Raw genomic sequence first — 13,873 nt, forward strand, 5'->3', positions numbered from 1 at the left:
GCCATGGCTGCGAGGAAGCTTGCCTTGGCGTATCTGGCCGGAGCCGTCCTGACCGGACTTGCCGCACATGCACAGGCGGATCCGCTGCGTTGGGGGGCGGATTTCGGCATCGAGCATTCGGACAACATCAACCTGAATCCGACCGACACGTTGTCCGCGACCGCACTGATTCCGTCGCTGCTGCTCAGCTGGCAGGATCAGGGCACGCGCTACCGTGGCGCGGTGGCCGGTACCTTTTCCTATTACCACTACACGCAAGGCAACATCGGCAACCAGTGGTTGGGAGATGCCAGCGGCAAGCTCGACTGGCTGCTGCTGCCGGGGCGCCTGTACTGGGCGTTCGAGGATTATGTCGGCCAAGGGCCGGTGGACGTCCTGCGGGCAAGCACGCCGGAGAACACCCAGCGTACCAACGTGTTCGTCACCGGCCCGACGATGACCATCCGCCTCGGCGCCGCCACCGAGTTCCAGGGCGATCTGCGCTACGTCAGCAGTACCGCCAACAAAACCCAGGAATTCAACTCCGACCGCGGCCAGGCTGCGGTACGTCTGCTGCGCGACGTGACCCCGCTGTCGAAGGTGTCGTTCAACCTGACGGGTCAGGACGTGCGGCTGCGCGAAGAGGCGCTCAAGCCCAACGACTACCGACGCTACGACGCCTTCTTCGGCTACGTGTACGACGGCCCGCGCCTGCACATGCAGGCAGCGGCTGGCGCGAGCAAGCTCCGCTTCGACGACGGCCGCGATTTCCACAAGCCATACGCGCAGGCGCTTGGCAGGATCGAGGCGAGTTCGCGCGGCGTGTTCACGTTCGAGCTCGACAATCGCCTCTACGACACCGCGGAAGACCTGATCGCGCGCGCACCGGATCCGCAGGGGTTCTTCGACCCCTTGAGCGAGGTGAACATGCGCACCACCACGATCAGCCCCGACGTGTACATGGATAAGGAGGCGCAGCTTGGCTATACCTGGCGCGGACCACGGCTGGAGGTGCGGCTCGGCGGCTACTGGCGCAAGCAGGAATTCCTGACCCTGACGAATTTCGACCAACGCTCGAGCGGGCCTGCGCTCGACGTCCTGTACGCGCTGACGCCGAACACCAGCATCGCCGGCTTCGCCACTCGCGACGTCACCCGCTACTCCGCTTCCTCGCGCGAGGACCATCTCGGCCTCTACGGCGTGAGCCTCGGCCATCAGTTGGCGCGCGAATGGTCGGTTGGCCTCCAGTACGCACGGCGCAAGCAGACCAGCACCGATGCGACCCAGGAGTACACCGAGAATCGCGTGCTGCTGACGTTGAGCTACCGGCCGTCCGGCGCCTGAGCCGCCGACCACATGCGCACCGCGCCCGCCATCCTGATGTACCACGCCGTCGGCGCCGGCGCGGACCCGTATTACACGGTGGCTGCGGGTGAATTCCGCGCCCAGCTCGATTGGGTCGCGCGACAGGGCGGCGCGCGATCCAGCGTGGCCGATGTGCTCGCCGGCGCACGGGCGCCGGTAGTACTGATCACCTTCGACGACGGCCACATCAGCAACTACGAGCGCGCATTTCCGATGCTGCTCGAACGCGGCCTGCGTGCGGAGTTCTTCGTGAATACCGCCCATGTCGGCCAGCCCGGTTTCATCGATTGGGGGCAGCTGCGCGAAATGGCCGAGGCGGGCATGTCGATCCAGTCGCACGGCCACACGCACCGCTATTTCACCGCGATGACGTCGGCCGAGCTGCGCGAGGAGCTGGTGCGCTCGCGCGCGCTGATCGGCGAAAAGTTGGGAACACCGGCGACGCTGCTGGCGCCGCCCGGTGGGCGCATGGATGCGCACTTACCTGCGCTTGCCGCCGAGCTTGGCTACGTGCGCGTACTGGCTTCGCAGCCTGGTTTGTGGCGGCGGCCGGATACCGACGTGCTGCCGCGTCTGGCAGTGACCGCGGCGCATCGTGGCGAGGCATTCATCCGGCTGGCCGCGCCGGGCCGCGGCCGGCTGGCGCTGGCGCGTCTGCGCTACGGCGCGCTGGCCGCGGCCAAGCGCGCGTTGGGCGACGGCCGCTACGAACGCGTGCGCGCCAGCCTGTTGGGCCAGGACGGAGGGGAGTGAACGCGCGTGATCGAGGCTCTGTTCTGGCTGGCGCTGGCGCTGATCGCTTACGCCTACGCGGGTTACCCGCTGCTGCTGGCGCTGCAGGCGCGGCTGCGTCCGCGGCCGACCGTGGTGCGCCCATGGCAGCCGACCGTCAGCGTAGTGCTGGCAGTGCATGAGGGTGTCGCCGAGATCCCCCTGAAGCTCGCCAATCTGCGCGCGCTCGACTACCCCCATGACCGCATCCGGTTCGTCGTGGTTTCCGACGGCAGTGCCGGCGCGACAGTGGCCCTGCTGCAGCGCGAGGCTGCAGCGGACCCGCGTTTGCACGTGCTGATCGTGGCGCAGCGGCGCGGCAAATCCGCATGCCTCGCGGATGCGGTCGCAGTGGCGGACGGTGAGGTGCTGCTGTTCACCGATGTGCGCCAACGCATCGAGCCCGACGCGTTGACGCGGCTGACCGCTGCGCTGGCCGACCCCACGGTCGGAGCGGCCAGCGGCGAACTCGGCTTCGAGAGCGACCACGGCGGCTACGGGCGCGGTATCGACGCCTACTGGCGCTACGAAACGTGGCTGCGCCGGCTGGAGTCGGCGAGCGGCTCGCTGGTCGGGGTGACCGGCGCGCTGTATGCCGCGCGCCGCGAGGCGATTGGCGCGATCCCGCCCGACCTGATCCTCGACGACATGTGGATTCCGCTCGGCGTCGCCGCGCGCGGCTACCGCGTGATCGCGGTTCCGCAGGCGCGGGCCTGGGACCGGCCCAGCGACGATCCGAGGCGCGAACGCGCCCGCAAACGCCGCACACTCGCCGGCAACTACCAGCTGATCGCAAGTTGGCCGGCGCTGGCGCGTCCGGGGGGGCACCCGCTGTGGTTTCGCCTATGGAGCCACAAGTTTCTGCGGCTGGCCGTGCCGGCGTTGCTGGCGCTGGCGCTGTGCATGAATTGCCTGCTGTGGCCGCAAGGCGGCATCTACCGGGTCGCCCTGGCAGCGCAAGCTGCCGCCTACGCGCTTGCGCTGGCAGGCTTCGCGAGCGCCAGCGCGATGCGGCTGGCGCCGGTGCGCTTGTGCGCGGTGTTTGTACAGCTCAACGTCTACGCCGTACTTGGCTTGCTGGACTTCCTGCGCGGGCGCAGCAGCGCGATCTGGCAGCCCGACTCCCTGCCTGGAGGCGCGCAGTCGTGACGCCAACCACCGCCCCCAAGCGCGTGCTCTACGTGGTTTCGCTGTTTCCGTGCTGGTCGGAGACCTTCATCGTCCGCGAAATCGAGGTGCTGCTCTCGCGCGGTGTCGACGTGCGGATACTGTCGCTCAAGCCGCCGCAGGAGAGCCTGGTGCACGAGCGCGCCGCGCGGTTGCTGGAGCGCACCCTGCATCCGCGCCCACCCGTCGCCACGGCGCTTGCAAGCCTGTGGCTCGCGGTGCGCCATCCCGTCACCGTTCTCGGCTTCGGCGCGCGGCTCGTGGCCGGGCTCTGGCGGCAGCCGTCGAAATTGGCCAAGAGCGTTGCCGCGCTGACCCGCGCAGCGGGACAGTTCGAGTGGATCCGCCGCTTCGACCCGGACGTGGTGCATGCACCTTGGGCGACTTATCCCGCGACCGTCGCCTGGTTCCTGTCGCGGCTGCTGCGGCGCCCCTTCACGTTTACCAGCCGTGCCCACGACATCTTCATCGAAGACCAGATGATGGCGGACAAGCTCAGGCATGCGGCGCTGGCGGTGACCATCACGCGCCACAACGTCAGCCATCTGTCGCGCTGGATGCGGTCGCCGGGGGAGATAACGGTGCAGGTCGTGCACTCCGCGCTCGATCTGGCCGACATACCTTACGTGGAGGGCGGTCGGCTGCCGCACAGGCTGCTTTCGGTGGGGCGTCTGGACCCGATCAAGGGTTTCGACGTGCTGCTGAACGCGTTGGCTGTACTGCGCGACCGCGGCGTCGCCTTCGAGAGCGTGATCATCGGCGAGGGCGCCGAGCGCGCGCGATTGCTTGCGTTGCGCGATGCGCTCGGGCTCGCCGACCGGGTCGTCTTCATCGGCGCCAAGCCGCAGGCCGAGGTGCATGCGGCGATGGCGCAGGCCACGTTGATGGTCATGCCGTGCGTGGTGACCGACGACGGCAATGCCGACGGCATCCCCAACGTATTGACCGAGGCCATGGCGAGCGGACTGGCCGTCGTCAGCACGCGGGTCTCGGGAATCCCGGAGCTGGTCGACGATGGCGTGAACGGACTGCTGGTGCCTCCGCGCGACCCGCTGGCGCTGGCCGAAGCGGTTGCCGGGATGCTGGCCGACCCCGAACGCCGCAACGCGTTCGCGCGCGAGGGGCGGCACAAGGTGGAACGCGATTTCAACGTGCATATCGAGGCGGGCCGCTTGCTCGGGCATTTTTCGGAGGTCGTGCATGGCTGAGTCCCTGCGCGTGCTGGTGGTGACGGACGAGATGGAGGTCGGCGGCAGCCAGCGCCAGATTTCCCATCTGCTCGGCAGCCTTGCCCGTCGTGCCGACTACCACGTCGACCTGCTCTATTTCCGCGAGCATTCATTCCTGGTCGATGTGCTCGCGGAGCATGGCGTGCACGCGACTTGCCTGCCCAAGCGCCGTCGCGTCGATCTCGCCTTTCTGCGTGCGCTGCGCGCATTCCTGGCGGCCGGGCGCTTCGATGTCGTGCACGCCTATTCGCTGACTGCGGAATGCTGGGTGAGCCTGGCGATGCTCGGTTTGCGCCCGCGCCCGCGCATGATCGCCACCGTGCGCGGTACCTTTCACGTCTATCGCCGCTGGCAGTGGTGGGCCAAGCGATGGGTGTTGGCGCATGCGGACGCGGTGATCGCCAACGCGCGTGCGGGCGCCGACTTGGCCGCCGCCCGCACCGGCCATCCGCGCGGGCGGATCGACGTGATTCCAAACGGCGTGCCGCTGCCGTCGCCACGAGATCACGAATCGGTGCGCATGCGTTCCTGTACGAAGGGCGCGCAACGCATCTGCGCTTTGTTCGTCGGCAGGCTGGTTCTTGAAAAAGGGCTCTCCTTGCTGTTGGACGCGCTGGCCGCGTTGCCGCCGGCGCGGCGTCCGCTGCTGACGCTGGCCGGCGATGGGCCGCTGCGCAGCGAACTCGAGCTGCAGGCGCAGGCGCTCGGCCTCGACGACGACGTGATCTTCCTCGGCGTGCGCGACGACGTCGGCATGCTGATGGAAAGCGCCGATTTCCTGGTGCTGCCATCGCACGAGGAGGGGCTCTCCAACGTGGTGATGGAGGCGATGGCGCACGCACTGCCGGTGCTGGTGTCGGACGCCGGCGGCAACCCGGAGCTGGTCGAGGACGACCACACCGGGCTGGTGTTCCCGCGCGGCAACGGCGCGCAGCTGGTGCGCGCGCTCGAGCGCATGGCCGACGACCGCTTGCTGCGCGCGCGCCTCGGCGCCGCAGCGCGCGCGCGTATCGCCGAGACGTTCACGATCGAATCGATGGTGCGGCGGACCGAGGCCGTCTACCTTCGACTGCTGGGGAGCGAGGCATGGATGGAGCGGAAGGAAGCGGCATGAGCGCCACGCGCGTGTGCGGCGACCTGCTGATCGCGGCAGGACCGGAGGCGGCGGCGTGGCTGGCCGCGCAGCCGCACGGTGCCGCGAGCTGCATCGGCGACGCGCGCCTGCGCGCGCGCCTCGACGGCGGCGCGCAGGCGCGCCACGAGGGCGACGTGCAAGCGTTCGGGCTGTACGACCTGATTGCCGGCGAGCCGGCCGACACGCTGGCGGCGTGCGCGCAGCGGCGCGATCCGGCGCCGCTGTGGGCCGATCGCCGCGGCCGTTTCGCCGAGGCGCTGTGGGACGGCGACGCGCTGGCCGTCGCCAACGACCACTTCGACACGATTCCGCTGTACTACCTGCAGGCGCCCGGCCTGCTGCTGGTGGCGACGCGGCTGCGCACGCTGCTGGCGGCGCCGTGGTGCGCGCGCGAGGCGGATCCGCTGGCGGTCTACCACTACCTCAACTTCAGCTGCATCCCGGCGCCGGCCACGATCTGCAGCGGCGTGCGCCGGCTGCCGCCGGGCAGCGTGTTGCGCTGGCGCGGCGGCGAGGTCGGGATCACGCGCTACTGGCGCCCGACCTACGCCGAGGACGTCGATGGCGACGAAACCCTGCGCGCACGGGAACTGGCCGCACAGATCCGCACCAGCGTCGAGGCCTACCGTCCGCCTGCGGACGACCGCTGGGGCTGCTTCCTCAGCGGCGGCACCGATTCCAGCAGCGTGCTGATCCTGTTGTCGCGGCAGCAGCCGGGCACGCGCGTGCCGAGCTATTCGATCGGTTTCGCGGAGCAGGGCTACGACGAGCTCGGTTTCGCCCGCATCGCCGCCGAAGCCGCGGGCGCGGACGCCCACTACGGCGTGGTCGACATGCGGCAGACGCTGGACCTCGCGCCGCGCCTGGCCGATATCTACGACCAGCCGTTCGGCAATGCTTCGGCGGTGCCGACCTACGCCTGCCTGGCGCTGGCACGCGGCGACGGCGTGCGCACCATGCTCGCCGGCGACGGTGGCGACGAGATCTTCGGCGGCAACCAGCGCTACGCCAAGGACCGCATGATGGATGCCTATTACCGCCTGCCGCGCCCGCTGAAAGCGCTCGGCGGCGCGATCGGGCGCGCGGTTTCGGGCGGCCGCGTGCATCTGCTGAACCGGATCGGCAACTTCGTCGAGCGCGCGGCTTTGCCCAACCCCGACCGCTTCTACACCGACGACTCGTTCGGCTCGGACCACTACGAGGCGCTGCTCGCGCCGGAATTCGCCGCGCAGGTCGAGCGTGACGCCTCGCTGCAGGCGATGCGCGCGATCTACGCCGAGGGCCAGGCGCGTGCCGAGCTGCATCGGCTGATGTACCTCGACCTGATGATGGCGATCGCGCAGAACGACCTGGTCAAGGTGCACGGCGCCGCGCGCGCGCAGGGCGTCGACGTGCGCTTCCCCTATCTCGATCCGGACCTGGTAGAGCACACCGGCAGCCTGATGGCGCACTACAAGGTGCGCGGCCTGCACAAGCGCTACCTGTTCAAGCGCGCGCTGGCCGACGTACTGCCGCAGGCGATCCGCAGCAAGAAGAAGCAGGGCTTCGGCCTGCCGATCGCGGTGTGGATGAAGGACGCGCCGGCATTCCGCGCACTGGTCACCGATACGCTGGGCTCGCGGCGTGCGCGCGAGCGCGGCTGGTTCCGCACCGATTTCGTCGAACGCCTGCTGCGCGAGCACGTCGCCGGCGCCTGGGACTATTCCGCGCCGCTGTGGGCGATGCTGCAACTGGAGCTTTGGCTTGAACGCCATCTCGACCCGAACTGAGCCTTGCCGCATGCGCGTGCTGATGGTGCTGGAGAGCAGCTTTCCGACGCGCGGCGGCGGCGGCGCCGAATCGCAGTTGGCAACGCTGTCGCGCGGGCTGCGTCGGCGCGGCGTGCGCGTGCTGGTGGTGACGCCGCGGCGCCACTACCGGCATAAGCTGGAACCGCTCGGCCGATACGCGGGCGCCGCGGTGCGCCGGATCGGCTATCCGCAACTGCCCGGGCTGGGCGCGGCGGTGCTGCTGGCGCGCCTCGCCCTGCTGCTGGTCACGATGCGGCGGCGGGTCGACGCCGTGCACGTGCACATCGCGCACCACATGGCGCTGGTCTGCTGCGCGCTGGGGCCGCTGCTCGGCCTGCGCGTCGTGGTCAAGGTATCGGGTTGGTGGGAACTGGAGCGCGGCCTGCTCGCTGCCGACAAGCGCGAGGGCTGGCGCGGCCGCCTGGCGCGCCGCCTGCTGCGCCGGGCCTATGCATTCCAGGCGATCAGCCGGCGCGTCGCCGACGCGCTGCAGCGCGAAGGCTTCGACCCCGCGCGCATCCGCCTGCTGCCGAACGCGGTCGACCTCGACCGTTTCCGTCCGCATGCGGGCGCGGAGGAGGGGCCGCCGACCGCGATGTACGTCGGCCGGCTGGTGCCGGAGAAGGGCCTCGATACGCTGGTCGAGGCGCTGGCGCGGGTGCCCGGATTGCGGCTGCGCCTGGTCGGCGAGGGCGTCAGCGGCGACGCGCTGCGCGTGCAGGCGGACGCGCTCGGCCTGCGCGACCGCATCGAATTCATCGGCCACAGCGAACGCATCGGCGACGAGCTGGCGGGTGCGCACTTCGGCGTGCTGCCGTCGCTGATCGAGGGCCTGTCGAACACGCTGCTCGAGTACATGGCCGCCGGCCTGCCGGTGGTGGCCTCGCGGGTCAGCGGCAGCGAGGATCTGGTCGAGCCGGGCGTGTGCGGCTGGCTGTTCGAACCGCGCGATGCGGACGCCCTCGCCGCCGCGCTGGCCGAGGCGGCGGCGCTGCCGCGTGCGCGCCTGGAGGCGATGGGCGCCGCGGCGCGTGCGCGGGTGGCGCGCTACGCCGGCCTGGACAGCGTGCTCGACCGCCTGCTGCGGTTGTACCAAGGCGACGACACCGTGCCCGCAGTCGGCGCGGCGCGCCTGAGTGGAGGCTGAGCCATGTGTGGAATCATTGGCGCGATCGCCTTGCGTCCGGGGATGCTGCCGGCGCGCGCGGTCGGCGAACGCATGAATGACCTGATCCGGCATCGCGGACCGGACGACGCCGGCCTCTTCCACGACGGCGATGTCATGCTCGGCATGCGCCGGCTGGCAATCATCGATCCGGCCAGCGGTCAGCAGCCGGTGTTCGGCAGCGACCGCCAGGTGGTGGCGGTATTCAACGGGGAGATCTACAACTTCCGCGAGCTGCGCGAAGAGCTGGAGGCCGCCGGGCATCGCTTCCGCACACACTCCGACAGCGAGGTGATCGTGCATGCCTACGAGCGCTGGGGCGAGGCGGCGATCGCGCGACTGGACGGCATGTTCGCGATCGCACTGTGGGACCGCCGCCGCGGCCGGCTGCTGCTGGCGCGCGATCGTTTCGGCAAGAAGCCGCTGTTCATCCACGAGCGCGACGGCGTGCTGGCGTTCGCCAGCGAGCTGAAATCGCTGGTAGCGCTGCCGGGCTTCGAGCGCACGCTGGATCCGGATGCCGTCGCCGACTACGTGACCTTCGGCTATGTGCCGACGCCGCGATCGATCTTCGCCCGCGTGCGCAAGCTCGAGCCGGGGCACTATCTCTGCGTGGAAGGCGGGCGTGCGCGCACGGAGCGTTACTGGGAGCTTGCCTACACGCCCAAGCTGACGCTGCCGGAAGCCGATGCCGAGGCGACCCTGGCCGAGCACCTCGAGCGGGCGGTGCGCATGCGGCTCGTCTCCGATGTGCCCTTCGGCGCATTCCTGAGCGGCGGCCTCGACTCCTCCATCGTGGTCGCGCTGATGTCGCGGATGCTGGCGCAGCCGGTGAAGACCTTCAGCATCGGCTTCGCCGAGGCGCGCTTCAACGAGCTGGAAGACGCGCGGCTGATCGCACGCCATTGCGGCACGGAGCACCACGAGCTGAAGGTCGCGCCGGATGCGGTCGAACTCGCGCACGATCTCGCCTGGTACCTCGACGAGCCGTTCGCCGACTCGTCGGCCATTCCGACCTATCTGGTCGCCAAGATGGCTGCGGGGTCGGTGAAGATGGTGCTGACCGGCGACGGCGGCGACGAGCTGGCGGCCGGTTACAAGCGCTACGCCTACCATCTTGCGCTGCAGAGCCTCGGCATCCTGCGCGGGCCGGCGGCTGTGGCCCTGGATCTGTCCGGACGGGTGATCGCGGGGATACGCGGCCAGCGCTTCCGGCGCGTGGCCGAACGTCTGCGCCAATCGTTCCCCGAGAGCTACCTGAGCAGCGTGGCGATGATCCGCCCGGCACTCGCCGGCGAGCTGCTGTGCCACCCGCGCCGCGACGCGGACCACTATGTCGCGCTGGCATCGCATTTCGCGGGGGGCGGCAGCGAGCTGGACCGCATTCTTTCCGGTGACGTGGCCAGCTATCTGCTCGACGACATCCTGGTCAAGGTCGACCGCATGACCATGGCCAATTCGCTGGAGGCGCGCGCCCCGCTGCTCGATCACCACCTGTTCGAGTTCATGGCGCGCCTGCCCGATGCGATGAAGCTCCGCGGCTTGCGCGGCAAGCGCTTGCTGCGACAGGTGGCGCGTCGCTGGCTGCCGCCCGCTGCGCTGGACAAGCCGAAGCAGGGCTTCTCGATTCCGCTGGCCGACTGGTTCCGCGGTCCGCTGCGCGGGCTGGTCGGCGACCTGATAGAGAGCCGCGCATTCCGCGAGCGCGGCCTGCTGCGGCCGGACGCGGCTCGGCGCCTGCTGGCGCAGCATGCCGCCGGCCAGGCCGACCATGCCGAACCCTTGTGGCAGGTGCTCATGCTGGAATTGTGGGCGCGCCGCTATCTCGATGCGCCGCTCGCACAGGTACCGCTCGCAGAAGCGGCAAACGCGTGAGGCCGACATGCTGAAAATGCTGCTGGCCGCGATCGTCGTCTACCTGGTCAACCAGATCCATTTCCCGTCGGAGCTGGGGCTGAAGGGGCTGAACGTCGCCAACCTGATGTTTCTGGTCGCGCTGCTCATGTTGCCGCGCGGACAGCCGCAAGCCCGCGAGCAGCCGATGCTCAAAGGCGCGCTGCTGCTGTTCTTCGGCATGCTCACGTTCGCGTTCATCGTCGCCCAGCTCGCGCGCCCCGGTGACATCCTGCAGGACGTCACCTACCTCAAGAACGCCATCTTCTACCCGCTGTTCTATTTCCTGTTCCTGGCCGCCGTGCGCGACATGCGCACGCTGAAGTTCCTGCTGTTCATGGTCCTGCTGGTGGTGGCGGTGGCGGCGCTGGAGGCGATCCGCGAGGCGCTCGACTACGGCATCGGGACGTTCGCGGAGAATCACCGCTCCGCCGGCCCGTTCGGCATGGATTACCGTTCCGCCAATCGCGCCGGCGTGTACTACGCGATGTTCCTGCCGCTGTTCGCTTCGGTGGCGCTCAATCTGCGCGACCGCAAATGGCTGCGCATGATCGCGCTCGGCGGCGTGCTGCTGACCGCGGCGGCGGTCGTGTTCACCTATTCCCGGCAGTCCTACTTCATCGCCCTGGCCGGCATCGCGATCCTGCTGATGCGGCGCGGCCTGTTCACGGCGCTGCTGTTGGGCGGAGTGATCGCCTACTCGATCACTTTGCTGCCGGTCGGTGTGACCGAGCGCGTCGAGCAGACGCAGCAGACCGGCGATTACGGCCAGGATGAGCTCGACCCCAGCACCGCCAGCCGCTTCGAGATCTGGCAAGGCGCCGTGCGCATGTGGAGCGAACAGCCCTGGGGCATCGGCCTCGACCGGTTCAAGCGGGAGATCGGCAACTATTCCGGGTTCAAGCACTTCGACGCGCACAACTTCTACGTCTTGACCCTTGCCGAATGCGGCATCCAGGGGCTCGTCGCGCTGCTGCTGCTGGCTGCGGCGCTGCTGCGCCTGGCGCGGCGCGCGCGAAGGCTCGCCTACGATGCCGAGAGCCGGACGCTGGCATGGGGCTTCACCGTGTGCACGATCTGCATGCTGCTCGGCAACCTCTACGGAAGTCCGTTCCTGGAAGGTACGGTGATGGGCGACTACTGGATCCTGTGCGCTCTGACCGAGCGTTACTTCCGCCTGCGGCAGGCCGAACGGGAGAATGCCGTCGGCGTGGTGGTGCCTGCGCCGGCCGAACGCGCGCCGGTGCCGGCATGAACGTCGCCGCGCGCCGCAGCACGCTGGGCGTCGCCGGGCTCAACTTCGGCGGCAAATCGCTTGCGGTGATCAAGACCATGCTGATCGCGGCGCTGTTCGGCGCCAGCGGCACGCTCGATGCGTTCTGGGTCGCGTACACGTTGCCGCTGCTGCTGCCGGGCGTGCTGACCAGCGTGATCACGGTCGCGTTCGTACCGCGCTTCATGAGCAGCCTGCAGGGACGGAGCGGCCCCGCGGCGTGGCGTGGGGCCAATACGCTGTTCACCCTGGTGCTGCTGATTGCGGTGGCAGCCGCGGTGTTGCTGTGGTGGGGGGCGGACGGTCTGGTGCACCGGCTGGCGCCCGGGCTGGCGCCCGACGTGCACGCCGAGGCGGTGCACCTGACCCGGCTGATGATGCCGGCGGTGCCGCTGCTGTGCCTGTCTTCGCTGCTGGCGGCGCTCAGCTACGCGAACGAACGCTTCATGTTTCCCGCGCTGGAAGGGGTTACGACCAACGTGATCGTGATCCTCACCGCGTTGGCGCTGTTGCACTCGATGGGCATCCAGGCGCTGGTGGTCGGCGTGCTCGGCGGCTTTATCCTGCAGTCGCTGCTGCTGTTGTGGAGCAATCGCACGCTGATTCGCGAAAGCCTGCGCCCGGCGGCGGCGTTTCGTCACCCGGACTTCCTCAAGCCGTTGGCGCACCTGCTGCCGCTGTTCGTCGGTTCGGCGGGATCGGTGCTGAACAGTGTGGTCAACCAGTACTTCGTGTCCGGACTGGACGCCGGTGCGATCTCGGCGCTGGCGTTCGCCGGCATGATCGCCGGCATGCCGGTGGAGGTATTCGCGCAGGCCGTGATGACCACCTACTACCCCGGGCTTGGGCGCAGCTTCGCTCGGCGCGACCACGCCGCGGCAGCCCACGCCCATGCGGACGGCCTGCGTTTCCTGCTGTTCCTGACCCTGCCTGCGGCGCTGCTGATTGCGCTGTTGGCGCATCCGTTGGTGGTGCTGCTGCTCGAACGTGGCCGCTTCGACGCCGTCGCCAGCACGCAGACCGCGGTCGTGCTGGCGCTGCTGGCGCCGAGCATCCTGATGCGTTCGGTCGCCTACCTGAACTACCGCGTGCTGCATGCCGCACTACGCCCGTGGACCCAGGTGGCCATCGGCCTGGTCGGCGTGACGTTGAACGTCGTGCTCAACGCGCTGTGGGTGCACCGGTACGGGTTGGCCGGCATCGCCGTGTCCACCACCGTATCCACCACGATTGCTGCCGCTCTGTCGTATGCGGCGGCGCGCCGTGCGCTGCAGGCGCCTGCGCCGCGTGGACTGCGCGCGGAGATGGCGACGCTGCTGCGCATGGCGCTTGCGCTGATCGTGCCTTCGGCGCTTGCCCTGCTGGTCGTGCGCGCGGGCGTTTCGTCCTGGCCACGCCCGCTGCAGGCGCTGCTGGAACTGGGCTGCGCCGTGCCGGGCGCGCTGTGTGCGGCGTGGGTCGGCTGGCGCGCCGGCCAGCCCGACCTGTGTGCCGTGATCGGAAGGGTCAGGCCGAGCTGGGCGAGGTAATGGATTTATTTTTTTTGTATACAAATAGAATAATTGTGTTCCATTAGTGGATAAATAATCAAAATAGGTATAAAAATCACGGAGTTGTTAGGTTTTCATTATAAACCGCCGCGAGAAAATGTGATGCGATTGGCAAACACCCAGCGTCGACGCCGGATAACCTCCGTTCTTGCGAACGGGCTCGCAATCCCGTACGCGCTCGCCGACTACGTTTCGCGCCAATCCTTCCAGCACACCCTGTGGCGGATCCTCATGCATGCAACCCGAAAACTGCTTCCGGTCGCGGCTGTCCTCGGGCTGATCGCCTGCACCATGACCCGGCAGGCCGAGTCGCAGACGGCGACCTCCGCCGGCCCGTGCGCGACGTTCTACGCGTCGGGCTTCCAGCTCCCGCAAGGCCAGATCGACGCGACCGTGCCGAACGTGGCGCGGCCGGCCAAGGGCGTAGTGACGAAGGACCCGGTGTTCGGCACCTGCGTGGTGCGCGCCACGGCGCACGACACCGAGGTGCAGCGCGCCTTCGAGCGCAACGACTACTCGCGCCGCGAGCCGTTCAACGCGGACATGAGCTACTTCT

At 69.0% G+C, this 13,873-nt stretch carries 11 protein-coding genes; all 11 read left to right on the forward strand.

Annotated elements, in window-relative coordinates:
- Positions 1-3: 3 nt before the first annotated feature.
- Positions 4-1,323 carry a hypothetical protein gene (locus tag ABFC67_RS12710; RefSeq protein ID WP_346738402.1) on the forward strand — a complete coding sequence of 440 codons (1,320 nt, stop codon included), beginning with the start codon at positions 4-6 and terminating at the stop codon, positions 1,321-1,323.
- Positions 1,324-1,335: 12 nt separating this feature from the next.
- On the forward strand, positions 1,336-2,097 hold the full coding sequence (locus tag ABFC67_RS12715) for a polysaccharide deacetylase family protein (protein WP_346738403.1): 762 nt from the start codon (positions 1,336-1,338) through the stop codon (positions 2,095-2,097).
- Between the two features lie 6 nt (positions 2,098-2,103).
- On the forward strand, positions 2,104-3,264 hold the full coding sequence (locus ABFC67_RS12720) for a glycosyltransferase family 2 protein (RefSeq protein ID WP_346738404.1): 1,161 nt from the start codon (positions 2,104-2,106) through the stop codon (positions 3,262-3,264).
- Entirely contained in the window at positions 3,261-4,490 is a 1,230-nt protein-coding gene (locus ABFC67_RS12725; RefSeq protein WP_346738405.1) for a glycosyltransferase, read from the forward strand. Before ABFC67_RS12720 ends, ABFC67_RS12725 begins: the two co-directional genes overlap by 4 nt.
- Positions 4,483-5,625, forward strand: a complete 1,143-nt coding sequence (locus tag ABFC67_RS12730; RefSeq protein ID WP_346738406.1) for a glycosyltransferase family 4 protein — start codon at positions 4,483-4,485, stop codon at positions 5,623-5,625. Before ABFC67_RS12725 ends, ABFC67_RS12730 begins: the two co-directional genes overlap by 8 nt.
- A complete protein-coding gene (locus ABFC67_RS12735; RefSeq protein WP_346738407.1) occupies positions 5,622-7,415 on the forward strand; it encodes an asparagine synthase-related protein in 1,794 nt (597 codons plus the stop codon). The genes ABFC67_RS12730 and ABFC67_RS12735 overlap by 4 nt, the downstream gene beginning before the upstream one ends.
- A 10-nt stretch (positions 7,416-7,425) precedes the next feature.
- A complete protein-coding gene (locus tag ABFC67_RS12740; RefSeq protein ID WP_346738408.1) occupies positions 7,426-8,583 on the forward strand; it encodes a glycosyltransferase in 1,158 nt (385 codons plus the stop codon).
- Between the two features lie 3 nt (positions 8,584-8,586).
- On the forward strand, positions 8,587-10,476 hold the full coding sequence (gene asnB / locus ABFC67_RS12745; protein ID WP_346738409.1) for an asparagine synthase (glutamine-hydrolyzing): 1,890 nt from the start codon (positions 8,587-8,589) through the stop codon (positions 10,474-10,476).
- Between the two features lie 7 nt (positions 10,477-10,483).
- On the forward strand, positions 10,484-11,749 hold the full coding sequence (locus ABFC67_RS12750; protein ID WP_346738410.1) for an O-antigen ligase family protein: 1,266 nt from the start codon (positions 10,484-10,486) through the stop codon (positions 11,747-11,749).
- The gene (locus tag ABFC67_RS12755; protein ID WP_346738411.1) at positions 11,746-13,296 is read left to right on the forward strand and encodes a lipid II flippase MurJ; all 1,551 of its coding nucleotides are present in this window, start codon (positions 11,746-11,748) and stop codon (positions 13,294-13,296) included. Before ABFC67_RS12750 ends, ABFC67_RS12755 begins: the two co-directional genes overlap by 4 nt.
- 123 nt (positions 13,297-13,419) lie before the next feature.
- A partial coding sequence (locus ABFC67_RS12760; RefSeq protein WP_346738412.1) for a hypothetical protein occupies positions 13,420-13,873 on the forward strand: 454 nt, incomplete at its 3' end.

Origin of the sequence: Mizugakiibacter sp., from assembly GCF_039680435.1 — a bacterium.
Taxonomy (GTDB): Bacteria; Pseudomonadota; Gammaproteobacteria; order Xanthomonadales; family Rhodanobacteraceae; genus Mizugakiibacter.